The organism is Paracoccus onubensis (assembly GCF_003591515.1).
Taxonomy (GTDB): domain Bacteria; phylum Pseudomonadota; class Alphaproteobacteria; order Rhodobacterales; family Rhodobacteraceae; genus Paracoccus; species Paracoccus onubensis.
Window position 1 is genome coordinate 77,953 of the sequence record NZ_QZCG01000003.1, and the last position, 19,539, is coordinate 97,491.

The window sequence follows — 19,539 nt, forward strand, 5'->3', positions numbered from 1 at the left end:
GCCGGCCGGTTCGTTTCCTGTCCGCTCTCTGGGAGAAACCCGATGACCGATACCAACGAGAACGCCCCGAAGCCCTTCGATATGGCCGCCGCGATGGCGCGTTATCATGCCGATCGCGCCGCCTATGAACGCCGCTCCGAATCCGTCCATCCGGCCAACAAGAAAGCCCTGTTCGATGCGCTGGCGTCGGCAAACATCACCCAGGTCATCGTGACCTTCGACGGCTATGGCGACAGTGGCCAGATCGAGGATATCTCGGCGCTTTGCGGCGGCGATACTGTCGCGCTGCCCAAGGGTGAGATCACCATCGCCAGGGTGATCTGGGGCAACGATGAAATCACCGAAAACACCATGAGCGTAGAGGAGGCAGTGGAACAGCTCGCCTATGATTTTCTCTCGGAAACCCATGGCGGCTGGGAGAACAATGACGGCGCCTATGGCGAATTCACCTTCGACGTGGAGGAGGAGACGATCACGCTCGACTACAACGAGCGCTACACCGCCACCGAAACCTACGAACATACCTTTTGAGGGAGGCGGCAATGGCACATCCCTATCATCATGCCCTGTCCTCGGTGAAGAAATGGGGCGGCGAGGTCGGTGATTATTTGAGCCTCCATAGCTGGTTCGACGCATCGAAGGAGATTACCGCCGATTTCCGGCATCGGGCGCTTCGGCACCATGCCGAGGGCATCTTCATGGCCGAGACGATCTTCGGGCCGACCCTCACCCTCTCGACCGGCCGGGTGATCCCGACCCGATGGGTCGGCGAGCAGCATGTGGGCGAGGACCTGGGCTTCATCCCGAGCTTTGCCGATTGGGTGAAGGCGATCCGGCCGGAACCATGGATGGGCCGGGCCCAGAAAATCGAACCGGACGTCGATCCCTTCGCGGCACCTCCCACCGATTCGGATTAGAGGGAGAGGCGGGACAGGAGTTCCGTGACGGGTCGTAGCCGGGAGAGAGGCTTCCGGCGCCCGTCGCGGAGTTTTCCCGATGAACGCGCACCTCCTACTTCCCTGTCAATACCATGCCGACCCGGCTCTCCGATGCTGGTCCTTTCAGCTTGATTTGCCTCGGCGAAACCGTTGCTTATGACCCGGACCTCGGCTCATGGCCGGTCCAGACCACCTTCCTCCTGGGCCGGTTTCGCGAGTTTGACGAGGCCATGGCCAGCGCCATGCGCAGGGGCCGCCCCGGCGGGCTTCGCGCGGAATACCTGCCGGGTTACACACCCAACCTGCTAGCGCTTCAAGACCACCAACAGCGACTGTGTCTGGCCGGGCAGATCACACCGGCGGGTCTGATCTGGTGCGCGCCTGTCGCCTCCGAGGCGGAAGCGAAGCGCGTGGTGCATGAGGCATGTCGGTTACGTGGGCAGGCGATGGTGGCCCAGGATCGGGACGAGCGCGATACGGCGCGTGACTTGCGGTTCCATGCAGCAGCCCTCGATGCCCGTCTGGTCGACCCGGCCTGGCGGGGTATCGTGCAGATCGAGGCGCTTCAGGCTGCCTGACCTATCGCCAAACTCCCCAACCATCCTCGCCCGGCTTCACGCCGGGCTTTGTCGTTTCAGGAGCCTGACATGGCCAACTACTACACCCATTTCTCCTGCCTGCTCGATCTGGGCACGCCCGAGAACGCGGCCCGCGCGCTCGAACTCTACAATGCACTGTCCGAGGAGAACGCTGCCGAAGACCCTCCGTCCGAGGGTTTCCTTTTGTCCATCCAGCCCGAGCATGGCAGCACACGGCTCTGGATACGCGACGACGAAACCGGCGATCCCGCGCATGTCATCCAGTTCGTCAAGCGCTGCGCCGCCGCGTTCGACCTGACCGGATTGTGGGGTTTCCAATATGCCACCACCTGCTCACAAGCGCGGGTGAACGCCTTCGGCGGCGGCGCGCATGTTCTCGATCTCGCCACCGGCGAGACCATGGGCTGGGTCATCAGCGGCAGTTGGCTGGAGATCGTTCTGGACGGAGGCGATCCCTATGCCTGAGATCATCGAAACCACCGTCTATCGGCTCGACGAGCTTTCCGACGAGGCTAAGGACAAGGCCCGCGCCTGGTATCGCGAGGGAGGCTTCGACTACGACTGGTATGATGCCGTCTATGAGGATTTCCAGCAGATCGCGGAAATCCTCGGCATCGACTTCAAGACCCGCACCATCCGCCTCATGGGCGGCGGGTCGCGTCAGGAGCCTCGTATCTTCTTCTCGGGCTTCTGGTCACAAGGGGACGGCGCGTCGTTCGAGAGCTATTACGCCTACCGGAAGAACGCCACGGTGGAGATCCGGTCCTACGCCCCGCTGGACTCTATTCTGCACGGCATCGCCGATGCCCTTCAGGCGATCCAGCGCCGCAATTTCTACCAGCTTCGCGCCGACGTCAGCCATCGCGGTCATTATTACCATGAGTATTGCATGGCGGTTTCCGTTGAGCGCGACAGTCCAACCGGGCAGGGCATGACCGCCGATGCCGAGGAGATCGTCATCGAGGCGCTGCGCGATCTCGCTCGCTGGCTCTATCGCAAGCTTGAGCGGGAATACGAATACCTGACCTCGGATGAGGCGGTCGACGAGACGATCACCGCTAACGAATACACCTTCACTGCTGATGGCCGGCGATTCGGATGATCCATCGGCGGGATGACAAGGGCATCACGAAATGGTATGAATTCCTCATACCCAGTGGAGACGCAACATGGCGAATATCGGAAAGCGCACCGTCAGTCTGCCGGCCGAGCATACGGCCTTCATCGACGAGCAGGTCGCCTCGGGCAGCTATGCCTCGGCGAGTGAAGTGGTTCGGGCGGGTCTGCGCGCATTGCAGGAACGCAATACGGCTGTCGAGCGTTGGCTGCGCGAAGAAGTCGCACCGGTCTATGATGCAATGGAGGCGGAGCCCGGCCGCGCCCGATCGGCGGATGAGGTGTTCAGTGCCATTCGCGTACATCATGCAAGGACGCTCTCGGGGCGTTCATGAAGGAACGCCCCGTAATCTTCAGCCCCGAAGCTGAGGACGATCTTATTGGCGTTTATGACTGGATCGCTGATGCTGCCTCCCCCATGATTGCCATTGGTTATATCGAGCGGGTAGAAGGATTTTGTCTCCGTCTCGGTATCGGTTCTCACCGCGGCCATCTTCGATCGGATATCCGGCCAGGTTTGCGCATCCTCGGTTTCGAACGGCGCCTGACGATTGCCTTCGTGGTCGGGGATGAGACCGTCACCATCCTGCGGGTCTTTGCGGCTGGCAGGAACTGGGAGGCGACATTCTGATCATAACACCACCCGGTGCGATTCAAAGGCGAGCGATGGAAGAGTATCAGACGTTTTCCTCCGGACGATCTGCCCGCCAGGCGTCATCCTTGCGCAATTCATCCAACATCGATTGGTAGCCGGTGATCTTGTCCGCCGTCTGACGGCAGGCCGCATCACTGGTGTTCAGGGGATGGGTGACCCGCTCTTCGAGCGAGGCTATCATCCCGGTCGTCGGCGAGATCTGTGCCTTGCGGGTGGCGATAGACCCAAGCGGCATGGTTTCCATGCAGGAACATTTCCAGCCAGGCACCGTGGTAGTCGTTTCCAAGGCCGATAACGGTGCATTCTGGATCAAGGGCATAAACCGTGATCAGATCCCCCTGCTTCTCTGTCCGTCTCAGACTTTGCGGCCCAGTTATAAGAACATCCGCAATTTTGTAGCACCCGAGCATCCAGCGCATGACCAGATCCGGCTCCTGTCGCAGAGCTGCGGGAATATCTTCCATCCTGCCTGAGCGAAACGCAGGAAGATGTGCGGTATCAAGGCAGCGCAACTGGTCCGCTGTCTCGGAATAAAATGTCAGCAGGAATCGCATCGTCAGCATGCTCGTTTGTTCTGTTGTGGCTGCCGGCGGGTTACTGAAATGAGATAGGCACGGCCATTTGCGCCCGCAAGAGGCGCGTGGGCATCCCCGTCATTCAACTTCCGTCAACTTTCTGTTCGGGCCTCACCGGTTGCAATCGATCCAGCGCGAGAGCAATTGCCGATCACGGAAGCATTCATCCGGCACCGTATGCCGCTTGATACGCGCAAGCCGTTCCGCGAAACCGACCTGTTTCGAGGTCGGCAGATTGTCCGGCATTGCCGGTCTCATCCTGGCCTGGGCATCGATCCAGGCGCTGAGCGCCCGCCGGTCCTGCAATGCCTCCCATGGCAGAAGCGTGTGGTTCCTGACCGCCAGTGACCTCGCATAGGAGATCTGGCGCGGGGTGGCGGGCAGCGTGAAACTGGTGGAGTCCATGGCGAATCTCCTTGTTTGAGCCTGTTCCAGATATAGAACATAACGAGAACAAAATCAATTCCGATGCCTTGGGATTCAGGAAGAGGGAGAGTGGAGCCGGAAGGGATTTGAGCCGGTGCGGTCGAGAGAGAGCGCCGCGCGGCTCGGTTCCTTCCGCTCTCCCGAGGATTCCCCGATGACCCTGATTTCCGCATCCGCGGCGGCATCCGCCACCGCGCCGCTTCCGCTCGACCATGACGCTGAGACCGCAGCCTGCGTCTTCGCCGCCGCCGGCCTGCTGCTACCGCATCTCGAACGCGGCCAGCGCGTCGACGCCGCCACGCTGCGCGGCGCGATGGAAGCCGCCTTCGGTGCGTCCGATGCCACCGGCGCCTGGACCTGGAAGGTGGCCTATGACGCCTGCGAGGCGGCGACGGTCCTGTTCCTGCGCAAATACGGAAAAGCGCTTTTCCGAAAAGCCGGATCTCCTGCCGCGATCCTGCCGCATCTCGGCAAGATCGCCGGCCTGATGCCGACGCATACGCGCCGGTCGGAGGAAGCCCAGACCTTCCAGCAGTTCTCCACCCCGATCCCGCTCGGCTTCGCAGCCATGACGGCGGCGGCGATCACGCCCGCCGACCGGGTGCTGGAACCCTCGGCCGGAACCGGTCTCCTCGTCATCCTGGCCGAGATCGCCGGCGGCTCCTTGCTGCTCAACGAACTCGCCGAGACGCGCGCCGGCCTCTTGTCCTCCCTCTTTCCGGCCCTGTCCGTCACCCGGCTTGATGCCGCCCAGATCGACGATCACCTCGATCCCGGCCTTGTCCCGACGGTGGTGCTGATGAACCCGCCGTTCTCGGTCGTGGCCAATGTCGAGGGCCGGATGGCCGATGCCGCCTTCCGCCTTGTCGCCTCGGCGCTGGCGCGCCTTGCGCCGGGCGGGCGGCTCGTCGCCATCACCGGCGCCAGCTTCGCCCCCGACAATCCGGCCTGGACGGCCTCCTGGACCCGGCTGCAGGAACGCGGCCGCGTCAGTTTCTCGGCCGCCGTCGACGGCTCGGTCTATGCCAAGCACGGCACGACCATCGACACGCGGCTGACCGTCATCGACAAGCTGCCTGCCGACGATCCGACGGTGTTCCCGGCAGCGCCCGGCGTCGCGCCGGACGTGCCCACGCTGATGGGTTGGCTGGCGGATCAGTTGCCCCCGCGGCTGCCGGTCGATCCCGGCATTGCCGTGCCGGTTGCCGCAACCACCGCCCCTCGCACGGTGCGTGGCTATGTCAACCGGGCCGCGAAGGCCGCACCCGGCGCGCCTCTGGCCGAGCCGGAAGGTGTGCCACTCGCCTATGAGACCGTCGATTGGGCAGCGGCCGAAGACGGCCGCCTCTCCGATGCGATCTATGAGGATTACGGTCTTCAGACGATCCGCATCGCCGGAGCGCAGGCGCATCCGACCCAGCTCGTGCAGTCCGCCTCGATGGCGAGCATCGCGCCCCCCAAACCGAGCTATCGCCCCACGCTGCCCGCCGACATTCTCGGCAAGCTGTCCGAGGCGCAGTTGGAAACCGTGATCTATGCCGGCGAGGCCCATGCCGGTTTTCTTGCCGGGGCGTGGACGGTGGACGATACCTTCGACACTCTGTCGGCCGCGCAAGAGGACGCCAAGGACGCCATCCGTTTCCGGCAGGGTTTCATGATCGGGGATGGCACCGGCGTCGGCAAGGGCCGGGAATCCGCCGCCATCATCCTCGACAACTGGATGCAGGGGCGGCGCAAGGCGGTCTGGATCTCGAAGTTCGACAAGCTGCTGGAGGATGCGCAGCGCGACTGGTCGGCGCTTAGCATGGAGCGTCTGCTGGTCACGCCGCTGTCGCGATTCCCCCAAGGCAAGCCGATCACCCTGAACGAAGGCATCCTATTTTTAACCTATGCCACGCTGCGCTCCGACGACCGCGGAGAAAGGGTTTCCAGGGTCAGGCAGATCGTCGAATGGTTGGGCAAGGACTTCGATGGAGTGGTGATTTTCGACGAGGCGCATGCCATGGCCAATGCCGCCGGCGGCAAGGGAGAGCGCGGCGATGTCGCCGCCAGCCAGCAGGGTCGCGCCGGGCTGCGCCTCCAGCACGCCCTGCCGCAGGCCCGCGTCGTCTATGTCTCGGCGACCGGCGCCACCACCGTCCACAACCTCGCCTATGCGCAGCGGCTCGGCCTCCGGGGCGGCGAGGATTTCCCGTTCTCGACCAGGGCCGAGTTCGTCGAGGCCATCGAGGGCGGTGGCGTCGCGGCGATGGAGGTCCTGGCCCGCGACCTGCGGGCGCTCGGTCTCTACACCGCCCGTTCGCTGTCGTTCAAAGGCGTCGAATACGAGCTGCTCGACCATGAGCTGACGCCGGAACAGGTCCGCATCTACGACAGCTATGCCGATGCCTTCGCCATCATCCACAACAACCTCGATGCGGCGATGCAGGCCGCCAACATCACCGGCGGCGACGGCGGTTCCGGCACGTTGAACCGGCAGGCCAAATGTGCGGCGCGCTCGGCCTTTGAATCCGCCAAGCAGCGGTTCTTCGGCCATTTGTTGACGAGCATGAAGACCCCGACGCTGATCCGCGCGATCACGACCGATCTGGACGCGGGCCATTCTTCCGTCATCCAGATAGTCTCGACCGGCGAGGCGCTCATGGAGAGGCGGCTGGCGGAGATCCCCACCGAGGAATGGGGCGATCTGAAAATGGATCTATCGCCGCGCGAATATGTCCTGGACTATCTCGCCCATTCCTTCCCGGTCCAGCTCTACGAGCCCTTCACGGATTCTGAGGGCAACCTGTCCTCGCGGCCGGTCACTCGCGACGGCCAGCCGGTCGAGAGCCGCGAGGCGGTGGCGCGGCGGGACGAGATGATCGCGAGCCTTGCGAGCCTGCCGCCGGTCCCCGGCGCGCTCGACCAGATCATCCAGCATTTCGGGACCGATACGGTGGCCGAGGTGACGGGCCGGTCGCGCCGCATCGTCCGCAAACCCGGCAATGGCGTCACCATCGACCGGCTTGTCGTGGAGAACCGCGCGGGGTCGGCCAATCTGGCCGAGACCCAGGCGTTCATGGACGATGCCAAGCGTGTGCTGGTCTTTTCCGATGCGGGCGGCACGGGCCGGTCGTATCACGCCGAACTCTCGGCGAAGAACACCCGGCTGCGAGTCCACTACCTGCTCGAAGCGGGCTGGAAGGCCGATGCGGCCATCCAGGGGCTCGGGCGCACACACCGCACCAACCAGGCGCAACCGCCGCTGTTCCGGCCGATCTCGACCAATGTGAAGGCCGAGAAGCGCTTCCTCTCGACCATCGCCCGTCGCCTCGACACGCTGGGCGCGATCACGCGCGGCCAGCGTCAGACCGGCGGCCAGGGCCTGTTCCGGCCGGAAGATAACCTGGAATCGCACTATGCCCGCGACGCGCTGCGCCAGCTCTATCTCCTGCTGGTGCGCGGCAAGATCGAGGGTTGCTCACTGGAGCGGTTCGAGGCTGCCACCGGGCTGAAGCTGATGGACTCGAACGGCATCAAGGACGAGTTGCCCGCCATCACCACCTTCCTCAACCGTCTGCTGGCGCTGACCATCGAGCTTCAGGGCATCTTGTTCACGGCCTTTGAAGGGTTGCTGACGGCGCGGATCGAGGGCGCCATCGCCTCGGGCACCTATGATGCCGGGCTGGAGACGCTGCGGGCGGAGTCGTTCACTGTCACCGACCGGCAGGTGATCTACACCCACCCCCGCACCGGGGCCGAGACCAGCCTGCTGACCATCACCGAGCGCAAGCGCAACCACCCGGTGACGCTCGACGCCGCCCTTGCCGAACTCGACGATCCACGCGTCAAGCTGCTGATCAATGAGCGCTCGGGGCGCGCAGCGGTGCAGATTCCGACCACCAGCGTCATGCTGGACGATGGCGAGATCGAGCGCCGCGTCCGCCTGATCCGGCCGATGGAGGCCCAGAACGTCCCGGTCAGGATGATGGGCGAGACCCATTGGGTCGAGGCGGATCGGGATGCCTTCGCTACCGTCTGGCAGGCGGAACTCGCGGAGGTGCCGGAGTTCGCCGAGTCCACGCTGCATATGGTGACGGGGTTGCTGCTGCCGATCTGGAAGCGGCTGCCGAACGACTCCACCCGCGTCTATCGGCTCCAGACCGATGCGGGCGAGCGCATCATCGGCCGCAAGGTCTCGCCGGCCTGGGCGGCAAACGCGACCACGACCGGCATCACCTCGGCCATGCCGGAAGATGCTTTCGCGGCGCTGATGGAAGGCCGGACGATCCTCGATCTCGCCGAGGGGCTCCAGCTTCGCCGGGTCCGGGTCATGGGCGCGAACCGCATCGAACTCTCCGGTTTTACCGACAGCATGCGCCAGTGCCTCACGGCCTATGGTCTCTTCCACGAGATCATCTCATGGAAGCTGCGCATGTTCGTGCCCGTCGATGCCAGCGGCCCGACGGTTCTCGGCAAGATCTTCACCCGCTGGCCCGCACTGCGCATCGGCGCGCGCGAGGCGGGGTGATGTCCCGCCTTGATGCATCGGAACTGGCGATCCGTCTCGGCCGGGAGGCCGAGGCGGTATGCCGCCACTACCTGTCGTCCGGCCATCGCGCCGGGCGATACTGGCTGGTCGGCGATGTGCGGAACAACCCCGGCCGGTCCATGTTCGTGCGCCTGACCGGGTCGGAATCCGGCAAGGGCGCAGCTGGCAAATGGTCCGACGCATCGACCGGAGAGCATGGCGATCTGCTCGACGTTATCCGCGAGACGCTTGGCCTCGCCGACTTCAGGGACGTGGCCGAAGAAGCGCGCCGGTTTCTCGCCCTCCCGCATCCCCAGCCGGAAAAGACCAGGACGCCGACCGGCAGCACGTCCAGCATGGCATTCGGTTCGCCTGAAGCGTCGCGCCGCCTCTTCGCCATGGCGCAGCCAATCAGCGGCACGCTCGCGGAGATCTACCTGCATGGGCGGGCGATCACCTCCCTCTCGGGCACCGCCGCGCTGCGCTACCATCCCCGGTGCTATTATAGACCTGACGCGCATTCGCCCACCGAGATCAGGCCGGCGCTGGTCGCTGCCGTCACCGATCTTGCCGGCAACCAGACCGGCGTGCATCGCACTTGGCTCGCTCCGGACGGTTCCGGCAAGGCACCTGTCGAGACACCGCGGCGGGCGATGGGCGACCTTCTCGGCCATGCTGTCCGCTTCGGCGCCGCCGATGAGGTGCTCGCCGCCGGCGAGGGCATTGAGACCGTGCTGTCGCCCCGTCAGGTTCTGCCCCGCATGCCGATGCTGGCGGCGCTTTCGGCCGCCCACCTCGCCGCTCTCCTGTTCCCGCCATCCCTGCGCCGGCTCTATGTCATCAAGGATCGCGATCCGGCCGGGGACGGTGCGAGGGACAGCCTAGTCGCCAGGGCAGCGAGTCTCGGGATCGAGGCGATATCGCTCACGCCGCGCGAGGGTGATTTCAACGACGATCTGCGACGCTTTGGTGTCGATTCCCTCATTACGGGTTTGAAGGATCAACTTCATCCTGAGGACGTTCGCCGGTTCTTGGAGGGGTGAAGCCGTGATTGGTCCCCGAAGGCGTGGCCCGGCTTGGCCCCTGCCGGTTTCGGTCCTTCGCCATCGGCAGGTGCATCCATCACCGGAGAGTCCCGCACCCACGGCCTGTCTCGAGAGGGCGATCGGCGCACAAACGGGACGGGCAGGCAATGGCCGCGTCCGGCTAATTTCCGCCGACGGGGACGAGCCCCGCCTTTGCATCGCGAAAGGCAAATTAGCCGCACCTGGCCATCGAGGCCCTCGCGGAGCGGGCGAGGGCTGCCAACCCATCCCACCCGTGCGCGTCGACGCCTGCGAAGGCCGCGATGGGCGCGGTCTCCAGACAAAGGACGCAACCGATGGAATACGAAACCGAATATGCAGGCAACGAGCCGGTCCACAGCTCCTCCCAGACCGATCACGCCCTCTCCGAGCTCCAGCTCTACGGCTGGCGCCCCTTCCAGGACGAACCCGATCCAAGACCGCTGCCCGAGGGCAAGACCGTCGCCGCCGCCGTTACCGACATCTTCGACGCCCTCGTCGCGACTCTCGGCGACACCCGCCTCGAGCTCGATCTCGAAGAGCTGCTCTGGGGGACCGTCAATCTCTTCCACCGCGCCACCGGCCGGGTGGAGCGCGATCTCGACGGCAACGAACAGGCGCAGCGCCGGATGCAGCGGGAACAGGATGGCAGCGAGGTGAAATCGGTCGAACTCGAACGCCTCACCGCCGAGGGGCAGACCCTGATCGAACGGCGCGCCAGCATGGAACTCTTCCGCGACCTCGCCGCCGAAGCATTCGAGCACTACACCGGCAGCGCCTGGCGGCCCCGCACCGGCTCGATGGTCAACCATCGCAACCTGACCGCCGCGACGATCGACAGCCGCGACTTCCTGGCCGCGAAGCGCCGGGCCGAGACCGAGGTGATGCTGCCCGCCGGTCCCAAGGTGGCCGTGACCGGCGGCGCGGACTTCAACGATCACCGGCTGATCTGGGCGAAGCTCGATCAGGTCCATGCCAAGCACCCCGAGATGGTGCTGCTGCACGGCGGCTCCCCGAAGGGAGCGGAACTGATCGCCTCCCGCTGGGCTGACCACCGCAAGGTACGGCAGGTGGCCTTCCGGCCCGACTGGGTGAAGCATGGCAAGGCCGCACCCTTCAAGCGCAACGATGCCATGCTGGACGCCCTCCCGGTTGGCGTCCTCGTCTTCCCCGGCAGCGGGATCCAGGAGAACCTCGCCGACAAGGCCCGCAAGCTCGGCATCCCGGTCATGAAGTTTGACGGTGGCGCGTAAGCGCCGCCGTCTGGCGGCTGTTTCAGCCGCCAATACTTGACGCTATGGCTTGTTCATCGTTCAATACGCTATCCTTGCAGAACCGGCGAAACAGCATAGTCGCAGGCGGAGCGTATCCTCTGGCAGCCTGACGTGATCTTCATTCACCTATCCAGAGGCTTCCATGACGCTGATCCTGCTTGCCATTTTTCTGACCATTGTCGCCTGCGTGATCGCATATCATCTCGCGATCTGGGCCTTGCCCGTGATGGTCGCCATCACCGCCGCACAATATGCCTGGACGGCCGGAGCCGGTGTTCTGATGTCGGGCTTTGCCGCCATCGGTGCCGCGCTCCTCTCGATGACGCTGGTGATCGCGGTGCTCGTCTTTGCGAAGAGTCCGGTCCTACGTCTCGTTGCGCTCACCGGATTTGCGGTGCCCGCGATGATCGCCGGCTATGCGTTTGTCCATGGCATCACGAAGAATCTCATCGACTCGGGCGTTGCCATCAATCTGCTTGGCGGAATTGGCGGGCTGATCATCGGTATCGCGGCCATTGCCCAACTGAATGCGCTTGGGGAGTCGGTCTTCTCGGATTGAACCACTGCTATGACCCGATACGCCTGGGTTAATCTGGCGGTTTGCGGCACCGGGACCTTGGTTTTCCGTGGACGCAGAAAATCATTGCATCATGGGATCATTGCTATTCCTTTCGGTCCGTGTTGCCCGGTGTGGAAATTCGGCCATCGGCAGCGATCTCGCAAAAATGGCCTGGCCAATCCCTGCTGCGCCAGCCCATTTCGTTCCGTGGAGGTGATCGCGGGCAGCTTCTGTCGGCCTTCTCGCAATATCACCGGATCGGCCCATGGTTGGCCGATATGAGGGCACTGCCAGACCGCGTCCCAAGACCCGATTGCGTGATCGCTCTCGTCCCGAAGAACCCGACCTTCCTGCGGAAAACGCGGGTCTGGCCGGAAATGGGGCAGATACTGTTGTTCCGGATGCTGCGGGTTTCCAGGACCTGACCTGATCACTCTTTCCGGCAGGGATACCGGTTTTGCGGTGCGTCCCCGTTTTGCTCTCGAATGCACCAATCCCTCCTCCTGATCGATCCCCTAAGCCCGTTCGGTTTCCATCGGCAACCCCCGCGGCTCCGGACCGTGTTGGCGCGGAACGCGCCTGCCCGCACCACTCCGGGCCTTGGGGGCAGGCCGCCGATGGATCGGCGGTTGCAGCTGTCTCCCGACGGTCTCGGGCGGGTTTCATCGGAGGGATGGTCCCTCCGAAGAAGCAACGGAGAAAACCCATGCAAAATATCGTTATCCTCGCCGGCAACATTGGTCAGGCCCCCGAAACCCGCACCACCCAGGGCGGAACCACCATCACCCATTTCACCCTGGCCACCTCGCGCCCCCGCTATGCGGAAGGCCGGGTTCTTCGCGACGAGAACGGCTATCGGGTCCAGGACACGGAATGGCACCGCATCACCTGCTTCAACGGCCTCGGCAAGACGGTCCGGCAATATTGCGAGAAGGGCATGAAGCTTCTGGTGCGTGGCCGCATCCACTACTCGAAATGGACCGACCAGCAGGGCGTTGACCGCTATGGCTGCGAGATCATCGCCGAGACGGTCGATTTCCTGAGCCGGGCCAGGCAGACCGAGAATGATGACGGCAATTACATCGATGATGATGACATTCCGTTTTGACGCGGAAATCAAGAACCCGGCGGCGCGAGCCGCCGGGTTTTCCCGCGTGACGATCGGATCACGTGGGAAGACCAGGAACTTCCGCTGGTAGCATCAGATTGCGCCGACGAATGCGAGCAAGGGGGCGTAATCACCGCCATCCGCCGCGCGCAACGCGGCGATATAGACGTTCCGCCTTGCATTGTCGGATTGCAGATCGAAGCCGCTGGTCCATTCGATGGCCGGATGGTCGAAATAGTCGTCCAGGAAGATATCTGCCGCAATACGCGCATGGCGACCATTGCCATTCGGGAAGGGATGGATCTGCACCATACGGTGATGAAACCGTGCCGCGGCTTCCAGCGGCGCGTAGGTCGCGTGCTCGACCCAATAGCGCGCGTCATCGAGCAGGTAGCGGATCTGGACCGCGATCTGAAATGGCGCGATGCCGATATTCTTCTCGCGCTGCCGGTAGGTTCCGGCCCATGTCCAGACATCGCCGAACAGGCGGATATGCAACTGGCGGATAAACTCATCCGTCAGGACATCCCCGCCGCGACGCCGTCCGAGCCATCGCAGACCCTGGGTGATATTGGCCTGTTCGAGCTCATCGAGCTCGCTGCGCGTGGTGACGTGATCGAACTTCAACCCGGCGATTTCATCCGGATCGAGCGGTGTCGCGCCTTCCGGCTCGCCGAAAATCATGGCGCCTCCCAGAAATCGGCAGGCACATCCCGCAGCAGCTCTTCGGTCAGTTCCTCTATCTGGCGCTGCGTATCCCCGGAGGAGAGAGATTGTTGCTCGAGCGCCATATGGGCGCTGGCACGTTTGACGATCGCCTCTGCCTTTCTGCGCGCTTGGTCGCGCAGCACATCGTCGATGCTGGTTTCGGGGACAATCGCATAGACGAAGCGGCCGCCAAGGGCTTCGGCGAGTTTCTCCATATGCTTGAGAGTCACGCCGCCTTCCAGCTCTTTCCTCTCGGCCTGATAGATGGCTGCCTTGGTGACGCCGGCGCGTTTTGCAAGCGCGGGCGCGCTCATGCCAAGCGCCTTGCGCATGGACATGATCCATCCGCTGCGCGGCCTCCTGATGCCCGCGAATTGCTTCGCCACTTGATCGAGTGCGCGCGCGGCCTGGCGTTTTGCCGTGTCCTTGACGTTGAGCATGGTGTATCTATTGATATCCGAATTTCTTTATAAAGATTATATATAGATAGCCTAAAGATATCAATAATTATATCAATAAATATGCCAATCGTATACAGAAGGGCTTCAATAGATATGCCTTCTGAGCGGAGCAGGGTCGTAATGATCAACCTGGACAAGTGTCGATCCGAGATCCAAGTGAATGGAGGTAACGGTGGGAATTTCCGATTGTTGCATCACCCCGTCGGATCACCAGCGCAAAACCAGCCGGTATCGACCTTCTGGCAAAGGACAGGAGGGAAGAGATGCGTTGCTCCTGCATGGCTGGATAGGCACTGGAAGGCAGAGTCGGGGACCGCGTAACGACGCATTCTTGTCAAGGAAGATGGCTATCTTCCATAGGAGATGTTTAACAAGCATGACATGCGTGAGGATTGGGGGGATCGATGGCAAGGCAGACAGAGACGTTTCTGGATGAACCGCCGACTGGCGAAACGCTCACAACTTATGATCGCGCGCATATGAAACTTTATATGCGACTGCTCGATGCCGAGCGCGATGGCGCTGACTGGCGCGAGGCCGTGCATGTCCTGTTTGGCATCGACCCCGAGCAGGACCCCGAGCGCTACCGATCCATTCATGATGCGCATCTGGCGCGGGCGCACTGGATGACGGAGCGCGGTTATCGTGAACTGGTCCGGGAAAGCCAGCGGAAGAATTCGTGATGCACGTCCGGCATCACCTGTTGATCCTTGCCTGACTACCCCAGGCCCATTCGATCAGGAATCGTAGGTTTTCCGACACCCTGAACTGAATAACCGGGAGGACCACGATGACACCCGACGCATCGACATGGCGTTCTTCGGCGGAATACGAGCATCTGGATGTGTTGACGCCATCCGATCTGGCCTGGGAGTGGCTCCGTCGCAACGATGCCTATGACGCGGATTTCGAAGCCTCGGCCACTGACCAGGGAGACCCCGCCACGCTGACGGAGCGAATCCGTCGGCGGTGGGGTTTGCGATTTCCCGGTCGATCCCCTCGCTGCTCCTCCCGATGCACCGGTCTTCTGGCTGCCGGAGGAGGATACCAGCGTAGTTGTCCTGACCGAAGCTCCTTCGGTGCTGGATGGGTGTCGGACCGCCGATCCGATTGGATCCTGGCGCGCGCCTCCACCGCTTGATGACGATGATACAGCCCTGTTTCGCTATGCGCTTGGTGAGGGGCAATACCTCCAGATCGTCGATTGCGGCATCGAAGACAGGGCGGTCGTAGCCACCGTCATTCCGCTCGGCCTCGAAGGCTTTGATCGGCTCGAAGCCGTTCATCGATTTCTCTCGGCCCTGCATGGCCGGGCCATTCCGCCCGACACACGCCTAACCCGGCAGCAACGCGCGCGCCAGCGCAGGATGCTGCGTGCTTTCGATGGCCACAGGGCAGGCGCAACGCAGCAGGAGATCGCACAGACCATCCTGAAGATCGGGCTTCTTGACCGTGACGATTGGCAAGCATCCTCGGCGCGTCACGCCATCAAGGCGCTGCAGCGCGATGCCCGTGTCATGATTGCGGGCGGCTATCGAAAACTCCTGCGTCATCGCCGCCGACCCTAGCAGATTTTTCGCTCCGGCCGGTGGGCGATTTCAATACCCCCCAACTTCGCCCTGCAACTCACCGACTCTTTTGCGCCACCGTGGTCGCAATCCGCCGCTGATCCCCGGCGGCCACCCGCAACGTCACGGAGGCCGACCCATGCCACATGCACACGCCCTACAACCACCGCGCTTTCTGCGCACCAAGGAGGCGGCCGAGTTCCTGAGCCTTTCGGCCCGGACGCTTGAGAAGCACCGGACCTACGGGACAGGCCCTGTTTATCGCAAACTCGGCGGCCGGGTTGTCTATGCGATAGACGAGCTTGAAGCCTGGGCCGACCGCGGCACGATGACATCGACCTCCGATCCACGTGGATCCGTTCTGCCCGCGAAGCGCCAGACGCTTCCGGATGTGGCGCAACCCGGCCGCTATGCAGTCTGACGGCAGCCGGATTCCCGCATGACAGCGCGACATCCCTCCCGTTCCGAGCGCGGACAGCTCGCTCTGTTCAGGGTGCTTCCCGGTGATTTCGCGCCACGCGACGCGCAGGATCTCATGGCCTATCCCTTCTTTTCCCTGTCAAAGACCCATCGGATCACACCGATCGATTTTGTTTCCGGCAACGTGGTCATCCGGGTCGAGGCGGTCCCCGAATATGGCATGGCGACGATCTGGGACGCCGATATCCTGATCTGGGCGGCAAGCCAGATCGTCGAGGCGCGCGATGCCGGACTCCAGACATCCCGACTGATGGTTGCCACACCTTACGAGATCCTGAGTTTTATCGGCAGAGGCACGTCGGTGCGCGATTATCGGCGCCTGAAAGCCGGGCTCGACCGCCTGCAATCCACAACCGTGAGCACGACAATACGTCAGCTGGCCGAGGGACGACAGCATCGCTTCTCCTGGATCAATGAATGGAAGGATCGCAGGGACGGCGCCGGAAATCCGGACGGCATCGAGATGATCTTGCCGGATTGGTTTTATCGGGCGGTTCTCGATGACGCGCTGGTCCTCACCATCGATCGGGCATATTTCGACCTGACCGGCGGGATCGAGCGTTGGCTCTACCGTCTCGTGCGCAAACATGGCGGTCGGCAGCGCCGCGGCTGGCGCTTCGATTTCCATCATCTGCATCAGAAATCCGGCAGCCTGTCTGCGTTCAAGCGCTTCGCCTTCGAGCTGCGTGGCATCATTCGCCGTCAGGCCTTGCCGGGTTACAGGCTGTCGCACGAGATCGATCCTGGCGGCCGATCGCTCCTTGCGTTCAAACCGACCGCGCCCTGTGGAAAACCTGTGAAACCGTTCGTGCGAATGGGAACCCCTGAACCCGTGCCATCCGGAACCCGCGTCGCGTGCGATTGGGAACCGAGATCGGGGTTAAATGACCAAAGAATAACGGAAAATCGCGCCCGTAACTTAGAATCTAACGGAGAGTCTAACATTGAAGAGGGCGGCCGCGCTGTGGAAAACTCCCGCCGCAGCACTGTCCGAAGCGTCGGCCTGGCCGAGAAAAAGAGCGAACTCTCCGATCAATCAGCAGGCAAAAAGGGCGGTGCTTTGGCTTCCGAAGCGCCTGAATTTCCACAGCTGCTTCTGAAGCCGTCGGGGAGAAACCCATGAGTGCTGGATACCCTGATCGGAAGAGCGACACTATTGGTGTGACCTGGCGCAGGCAGCTTCCGGACGAGTTCACATGCGTCGACCTGACCTGGGTGAAGGGAAAAATCGAACACTGGATCAGGTTTGGTCATGCCGCCGGCACGCAGGTCATCGATCGGAACCGGCATATCGTTTTCTTCCCGCCCAATACCGTTTTTGCCTTCATTCGCTGGGTGGCGAATGATTACGGCACGGTGACCTCGCGGATCGATATTCTGCGGACCGTCGCGCCGGGCGAGGCCTATCAGACGCTTCCCTCTGTGCGTCCGGGGGCCGAGATCCTGCTGAAGATCCATGGTTGGCCGAAAGTCGAAGAGGTGCTGTTGCATGTCGACAGGATCGAGGCCGTCGGCATCGATCCTGTCGAGACCGATCCCGATCACTGGCGTCATGTCGCGCATTGGATGCGCGCGGGCGAGGCGCCGCGTGCTTACACGACCGCACGCCATCGGGCATGGCTGCGCCGACGAGAGATTGCCCCATGACACGCAGAGGTTACGTCATGATCGCGACCGTTTCTGTACTCGGCATTGCTGCCGTCAGCGTTGGTCCGATTGCCCCGAAACTGGTCTGGAGCGCCACCGCCAGCGTGCCGATCGGGCTCTATCTCATTGCGCCGAGCGAAACCCTTGCACTCAACGATCTCGTCGCTGTCATGCCGCCCGAACCGTTTGCCGGGTTCATGGTTGAGCGGGGCTATATCGCCCGTGATACACCGATCCTGAAACATGTCATGGGGTTGCCCGGGCAGCGTGTCTGTCGCACTGGCCGCAATGTTACCATCGACGCCAACCCGCTCGGCGAGGCGCGCGAGCGCGACAGCCGGGGCCGCGATCTGCCTGTCTGGCAGGGCTGCCGACAGCTCGCCGATGGCAACATCTTCCTGATGAATCCGCAGGTCGGCGACAGTCTCGACGGCCGTTATTTCGGGCCGTTTCCTGCCTCGTCGGTGATCGGCCGGGCTGTCCCGATCCTCACCCTTACGGATGGCACCGGTCGTCTCAATTGGCGCGGGTGACCGCACGTTCATCTCATTCCCAACCCTGCATAGAGGAGACCATCACCATGGCACAAATCGGCCAATTCACCCGGACGCCATCCGGTTATTCCGGGCGCATCCGGACACTCTCGCTCGACCTGGAACTGACGCTCGTTCCGACAGAGAATCTCGAGAATGAGAATGCGCCAGCCTACCGGATTCATCTCGGCGATGAGAACGGACCGGAGGTTGGCGCGGGCTGGAAACATTCCGGCGAACGCGCGGGCAGGTTCATTGCCGTGCTGCTCGATGATCCCATGTTCCAGCAACCGATCCGTGCCCGCCTGTTCCAGTCGGACGAGGAGGGCCGTGATTGGGGTCTGCATTGGGCCCGTCCGAAAAAACGTGACGAACGGGAGGGGTCATGACTAATCTCCGCGTTTGTTTCGGTTTCGGAAGATGCGGTGCGCGCCGCCGCATCATTCTCCTTCTTCTTTCCGGCCTGATTTTCGCCACTGCATCGCCGCCGGTTCTGGCGCAGAAAGTTGCGGCGGATCGTGCAGTCACCCTGCATCCGTATGACACCCATATTGCCGAGGCCTCGCAACGCTTCGACATTCCGTCGGCATGGATCATGGCCGTGATGCGAGTGGAAAGTGCCGGAAGTCCGCATGCCGTTTCATCTGCGGGTGCCATGGGACTGATGCAAATTATGCCCGGTACCTGGGCCGACCTGCGTATTCGTTATGGTCTCGGCGAAGATCCCCATGACCCACGCGACAACATTCTCGCGGGCACGGCTTACCTGCGCGAGATGTGGGTCAGATACGGCAATGTCGCCGCAATGCTCGCGGCCTATAATACCGGTCCGGCGCGCTACGACGAATACCGACAGACGGATCGTCCGCTGCCCTCTGAGACCCGCGCCTATGTCGCGTCGCTTGCGCCCGTGTTGCGTGGCGAACGGCCGTCGGACTCTGTTATTGCAACAGCTAAACCGCGGGACTGGCGTGAAGCGCCGATCTTCGTTGCGCACGATAATGGCGTTTCTGATTCGGTGCCAAGTTCGCCCGGCAACCAATCGGACAGTACTGGTTCTTCCCTCTCGACGACACCGGAATCACGTGCCGCGCCTCTGACTGACGGGTTGTTCGTTGCCAGCCATGCCGGTGGGGATCGGCAATGAGCAACTTCCCGACAATGCGTATCCTATCGTATCTCGGCGCCCTATGGAGCGGGCAGGGGGCGACGGCGGGTGTCACGACCGGGGCATGGCAGGATAAAAGCCCGCACGGTGCGGCTCTGGCGGGCGGTTGTTCTGGTTCATGTTTTCGGTGCATTCCGCACCGTGCGATAC

General features: G+C 62.8%; 25 protein-coding genes. 21 read left to right on the forward strand and 4 right to left on the reverse strand.

Annotation, left to right across the window (positions count from 1 at the left end; translation table 11 throughout):
- The first annotated feature begins 42 nt into the window (after nucleotides 1–42).
- From D3P04_RS05335 to D3P04_RS05365, 7 genes are all read left to right on the forward strand, one after another.
- Entirely contained in the window at nucleotides 43–531 is a 489-nt protein-coding gene (locus tag D3P04_RS05335; protein WP_119746667.1) for a DUF6878 family protein, read from the forward strand.
- An 11-nt stretch (nucleotides 532–542) separates the two neighbouring features.
- Nucleotides 543–917: a DUF6915 family protein gene (locus D3P04_RS05340; RefSeq protein WP_119746669.1), complete on the forward strand. Its 375-nt coding sequence runs from the start codon at nucleotides 543–545 to the stop codon at nucleotides 915–917.
- A gap of 251 nt (nucleotides 918–1,168) precedes the next feature.
- On the forward strand, nucleotides 1,169–1,516 hold the full coding sequence (locus tag D3P04_RS05345) for a hypothetical protein (RefSeq protein ID WP_147391890.1): 348 nt from the start codon (nucleotides 1,169–1,171) through the stop codon (nucleotides 1,514–1,516).
- A 69-nt stretch (nucleotides 1,517–1,585) separates the two neighbouring features.
- On the forward strand, nucleotides 1,586–2,002 hold the full coding sequence (locus D3P04_RS05350) for a hypothetical protein (protein WP_119746673.1): 417 nt from the start codon (nucleotides 1,586–1,588) through the stop codon (nucleotides 2,000–2,002).
- Nucleotides 1,995–2,639 carry an antitoxin of toxin-antitoxin stability system gene (locus tag D3P04_RS05355; RefSeq protein WP_119746675.1) on the forward strand — a complete coding sequence of 215 codons (645 nt, stop codon included), beginning with the start codon at nucleotides 1,995–1,997 and terminating at the stop codon, nucleotides 2,637–2,639. The genes D3P04_RS05350 and D3P04_RS05355 overlap by 8 nt, the downstream gene beginning before the upstream one ends.
- 67 nt (nucleotides 2,640–2,706) lie before the next feature.
- Nucleotides 2,707–2,988 carry a type II toxin-antitoxin system ParD family antitoxin gene (locus D3P04_RS05360; protein WP_119746677.1) on the forward strand — a complete coding sequence of 94 codons (282 nt, stop codon included), beginning with the start codon at nucleotides 2,707–2,709 and terminating at the stop codon, nucleotides 2,986–2,988.
- Complete coding sequence (locus D3P04_RS05365; protein ID WP_119746679.1) at nucleotides 2,985–3,284, forward strand: type II toxin-antitoxin system RelE/ParE family toxin; 300 nt, start codon at nucleotides 2,985–2,987, stop codon at nucleotides 3,282–3,284. The genes D3P04_RS05360 and D3P04_RS05365 overlap by 4 nt, the downstream gene beginning before the upstream one ends.
- Before the next feature lie 46 nt (nucleotides 3,285–3,330).
- Here D3P04_RS05365 and D3P04_RS05370 read toward each other — a convergent pair whose 3' ends face one another.
- Together D3P04_RS05370 and D3P04_RS05380 are read right to left on the reverse strand one after the other, a co-directional pair.
- Nucleotides 3,331–3,543, reverse strand: coding sequence for a hypothetical protein (locus D3P04_RS05370; RefSeq protein WP_182912744.1), 213 nt, complete (start codon nucleotides 3,541–3,543; stop codon nucleotides 3,331–3,333).
- A 451-nt stretch (nucleotides 3,544–3,994) separates the two neighbouring features.
- Nucleotides 3,995–4,288, reverse strand: coding sequence for a hypothetical protein (locus D3P04_RS05380; protein ID WP_119746685.1), 294 nt, complete (start codon nucleotides 4,286–4,288; stop codon nucleotides 3,995–3,997).
- Nucleotides 4,289–4,463: 175 nt separating this feature from the next.
- Between D3P04_RS05380 and D3P04_RS05385 the strand changes: the two genes are divergently transcribed.
- The 5 genes from D3P04_RS05385 to D3P04_RS05410 all read left to right on the forward strand — a co-directional run bounded on the left by D3P04_RS05385 (nucleotide 4,464) and on the right by D3P04_RS05410 (nucleotide 12,824).
- Complete coding sequence (locus D3P04_RS05385) at nucleotides 4,464–8,819, forward strand: strawberry notch-like NTP hydrolase domain-containing protein (protein WP_119746687.1); 4,356 nt, start codon at nucleotides 4,464–4,466, stop codon at nucleotides 8,817–8,819.
- Complete coding sequence (locus tag D3P04_RS05390; protein ID WP_119746689.1) at nucleotides 8,819–9,862, forward strand: DUF7146 domain-containing protein; 1,044 nt, start codon at nucleotides 8,819–8,821, stop codon at nucleotides 9,860–9,862. Before D3P04_RS05385 ends, D3P04_RS05390 begins: the two co-directional genes overlap by 1 nt.
- A gap of 338 nt (nucleotides 9,863–10,200) precedes the next feature.
- Nucleotides 10,201–11,136 carry a DUF2493 domain-containing protein gene (locus D3P04_RS05395; protein ID WP_119746691.1) on the forward strand — a complete coding sequence of 312 codons (936 nt, stop codon included), beginning with the start codon at nucleotides 10,201–10,203 and terminating at the stop codon, nucleotides 11,134–11,136.
- A 163-nt stretch (nucleotides 11,137–11,299) separates the two neighbouring features.
- Nucleotides 11,300–11,716 carry a hypothetical protein gene (locus tag D3P04_RS05400; protein ID WP_119746693.1) on the forward strand — a complete coding sequence of 139 codons (417 nt, stop codon included), beginning with the start codon at nucleotides 11,300–11,302 and terminating at the stop codon, nucleotides 11,714–11,716.
- A 706-nt stretch (nucleotides 11,717–12,422) separates the two neighbouring features.
- A complete protein-coding gene (locus D3P04_RS05410) occupies nucleotides 12,423–12,824 on the forward strand; it encodes a single-stranded DNA-binding protein (RefSeq protein WP_119746698.1) in 402 nt (133 codons plus the stop codon).
- A 93-nt stretch (nucleotides 12,825–12,917) separates the two neighbouring features.
- On the opposite strand, the gene D3P04_RS05415 is transcribed toward D3P04_RS05410, so the two are convergent.
- A complete protein-coding gene (locus tag D3P04_RS05415; RefSeq protein WP_119746700.1) occupies nucleotides 12,918–13,508 on the reverse strand; it encodes a mobile mystery protein B in 591 nt (196 codons plus the stop codon).
- Complete coding sequence (locus D3P04_RS05420) at nucleotides 13,505–13,972, reverse strand: mobile mystery protein A (protein WP_220475272.1); 468 nt, start codon at nucleotides 13,970–13,972, stop codon at nucleotides 13,505–13,507. The genes D3P04_RS05415 and D3P04_RS05420 overlap by 4 nt, the downstream gene beginning before the upstream one ends.
- A 425-nt stretch (nucleotides 13,973–14,397) precedes the next feature.
- Between D3P04_RS05420 and D3P04_RS05425 the strand changes: the two genes are divergently transcribed.
- The 9 genes from D3P04_RS05425 (at nucleotide 14,398) to D3P04_RS05465 (ending at nucleotide 19,368) form a co-directional block, all read left to right on the forward strand.
- Complete coding sequence (locus D3P04_RS05425) at nucleotides 14,398–14,676, forward strand: DNA -binding domain-containing protein (RefSeq protein ID WP_119746703.1); 279 nt, start codon at nucleotides 14,398–14,400, stop codon at nucleotides 14,674–14,676.
- Between the two features lie 107 nt (nucleotides 14,677–14,783).
- The gene (locus D3P04_RS23525; RefSeq protein WP_119746705.1) at nucleotides 14,784–15,134 is read left to right on the forward strand and encodes a transcriptional regulator domain-containing protein; all 351 of its coding nucleotides are present in this window, start codon (nucleotides 14,784–14,786) and stop codon (nucleotides 15,132–15,134) included.
- Complete coding sequence (locus tag D3P04_RS05435) at nucleotides 15,073–15,561, forward strand: DUF2285 domain-containing protein (protein ID WP_232844896.1); 489 nt, start codon at nucleotides 15,073–15,075, stop codon at nucleotides 15,559–15,561. The genes D3P04_RS23525 and D3P04_RS05435 overlap by 62 nt, the downstream gene beginning before the upstream one ends.
- 139 nt (nucleotides 15,562–15,700) lie before the next feature.
- Nucleotides 15,701–15,982: a helix-turn-helix transcriptional regulator gene (locus tag D3P04_RS05440; RefSeq protein WP_119746709.1), complete on the forward strand. Its 282-nt coding sequence runs from the start codon at nucleotides 15,701–15,703 to the stop codon at nucleotides 15,980–15,982.
- 18 nt (nucleotides 15,983–16,000) lie between these two features.
- Complete coding sequence (locus D3P04_RS05445) at nucleotides 16,001–17,164, forward strand: replication initiator protein A (RefSeq protein WP_119746711.1); 1,164 nt, start codon at nucleotides 16,001–16,003, stop codon at nucleotides 17,162–17,164.
- Nucleotides 17,161–17,688, forward strand: coding sequence for a DUF2840 domain-containing protein (locus D3P04_RS05450; protein WP_119746713.1), 528 nt, complete (start codon nucleotides 17,161–17,163; stop codon nucleotides 17,686–17,688). Before D3P04_RS05445 ends, D3P04_RS05450 begins: the two co-directional genes overlap by 4 nt.
- Complete coding sequence (locus D3P04_RS05455; RefSeq protein WP_119746715.1) at nucleotides 17,685–18,221, forward strand: S26 family signal peptidase; 537 nt, start codon at nucleotides 17,685–17,687, stop codon at nucleotides 18,219–18,221. Before D3P04_RS05450 ends, D3P04_RS05455 begins: the two co-directional genes overlap by 4 nt.
- 47 nt (nucleotides 18,222–18,268) lie before the next feature.
- Complete coding sequence (locus D3P04_RS05460; protein ID WP_119746717.1) at nucleotides 18,269–18,610, forward strand: DUF736 domain-containing protein; 342 nt, start codon at nucleotides 18,269–18,271, stop codon at nucleotides 18,608–18,610.
- A complete protein-coding gene (locus D3P04_RS05465; protein WP_119746719.1) occupies nucleotides 18,607–19,368 on the forward strand; it encodes a lytic transglycosylase domain-containing protein in 762 nt (253 codons plus the stop codon). Before D3P04_RS05460 ends, D3P04_RS05465 begins: the two co-directional genes overlap by 4 nt.
- Nucleotides 19,369–19,539: the final 171 nt, after the last annotated feature.

What these genes read in the sequence shown, in the direction of transcription:
- D3P04_RS05335 (WP_119746667.1), top strand. Translation starts at nt 43, where the DNA reads ATGACCGATACCAACGAGAACGCCCCGAAGCCCTTCGATATGGCCGCC.
- D3P04_RS05340 (WP_119746669.1), top strand. Translation starts at nt 543, where the DNA reads ATGGCACATCCCTATCATCATGCCCTGTCCTCGGTGAAGAAATGGGGC.
- D3P04_RS05345 (WP_147391890.1), top strand. Translation starts at nt 1,169, where the DNA reads ATGGCCAGCGCCATGCGCAGGGGCCGCCCCGGCGGGCTTCGCGCGGAA.
- D3P04_RS05350 (WP_119746673.1), top strand. Translation starts at nt 1,586, where the DNA reads ATGGCCAACTACTACACCCATTTCTCCTGCCTGCTCGATCTGGGCACG.
- D3P04_RS05355 (WP_119746675.1), top strand. Translation starts at nt 1,995, where the DNA reads ATGCCTGAGATCATCGAAACCACCGTCTATCGGCTCGACGAGCTTTCC.
- D3P04_RS05360 (WP_119746677.1), top strand. Translation starts at nt 2,707, where the DNA reads ATGGCGAATATCGGAAAGCGCACCGTCAGTCTGCCGGCCGAGCATACG.
- D3P04_RS05365 (WP_119746679.1), top strand. Translation starts at nt 2,985, where the DNA reads ATGAAGGAACGCCCCGTAATCTTCAGCCCCGAAGCTGAGGACGATCTT.
- D3P04_RS05370 (WP_182912744.1), bottom strand. Translation starts at nt 3,543, where the DNA reads ATGCCGCTTGGGTCTATCGCCACCCGCAAGGCACAGATCTCGCCGACG.
- D3P04_RS05380 (WP_119746685.1), bottom strand. Translation starts at nt 4,288, where the DNA reads ATGGACTCCACCAGTTTCACGCTGCCCGCCACCCCGCGCCAGATCTCC.
- D3P04_RS05385 (WP_119746687.1), top strand. Translation starts at nt 4,464, where the DNA reads ATGACCCTGATTTCCGCATCCGCGGCGGCATCCGCCACCGCGCCGCTT.
- D3P04_RS05390 (WP_119746689.1), top strand. Translation starts at nt 8,819, where the DNA reads ATGTCCCGCCTTGATGCATCGGAACTGGCGATCCGTCTCGGCCGGGAG.
- D3P04_RS05395 (WP_119746691.1), top strand. Translation starts at nt 10,201, where the DNA reads ATGGAATACGAAACCGAATATGCAGGCAACGAGCCGGTCCACAGCTCC.
- D3P04_RS05400 (WP_119746693.1), top strand. Translation starts at nt 11,300, where the DNA reads ATGACGCTGATCCTGCTTGCCATTTTTCTGACCATTGTCGCCTGCGTG.
- D3P04_RS05410 (WP_119746698.1), top strand. Translation starts at nt 12,423, where the DNA reads ATGCAAAATATCGTTATCCTCGCCGGCAACATTGGTCAGGCCCCCGAA.
- D3P04_RS05415 (WP_119746700.1), bottom strand. Translation starts at nt 13,508, where the DNA reads ATGATTTTCGGCGAGCCGGAAGGCGCGACACCGCTCGATCCGGATGAA.
- D3P04_RS05420 (WP_220475272.1), bottom strand. Translation starts at nt 13,972, where the DNA reads ATGCTCAACGTCAAGGACACGGCAAAACGCCAGGCCGCGCGCGCACTC.
- D3P04_RS05425 (WP_119746703.1), top strand. Translation starts at nt 14,398, where the DNA reads ATGGCAAGGCAGACAGAGACGTTTCTGGATGAACCGCCGACTGGCGAA.
- D3P04_RS23525 (WP_119746705.1), top strand. Translation starts at nt 14,784, where the DNA reads ATGACACCCGACGCATCGACATGGCGTTCTTCGGCGGAATACGAGCAT.
- D3P04_RS05440 (WP_119746709.1), top strand. Translation starts at nt 15,701, where the DNA reads ATGCCACATGCACACGCCCTACAACCACCGCGCTTTCTGCGCACCAAG.
- D3P04_RS05445 (WP_119746711.1), top strand. Translation starts at nt 16,001, where the DNA reads ATGACAGCGCGACATCCCTCCCGTTCCGAGCGCGGACAGCTCGCTCTG.
- D3P04_RS05450 (WP_119746713.1), top strand. Translation starts at nt 17,161, where the DNA reads ATGAGTGCTGGATACCCTGATCGGAAGAGCGACACTATTGGTGTGACC.
- D3P04_RS05455 (WP_119746715.1), top strand. Translation starts at nt 17,685, where the DNA reads ATGACACGCAGAGGTTACGTCATGATCGCGACCGTTTCTGTACTCGGC.
- D3P04_RS05460 (WP_119746717.1), top strand. Translation starts at nt 18,269, where the DNA reads ATGGCACAAATCGGCCAATTCACCCGGACGCCATCCGGTTATTCCGGG.
- D3P04_RS05465 (WP_119746719.1), top strand. Translation starts at nt 18,607, where the DNA reads ATGACTAATCTCCGCGTTTGTTTCGGTTTCGGAAGATGCGGTGCGCGC.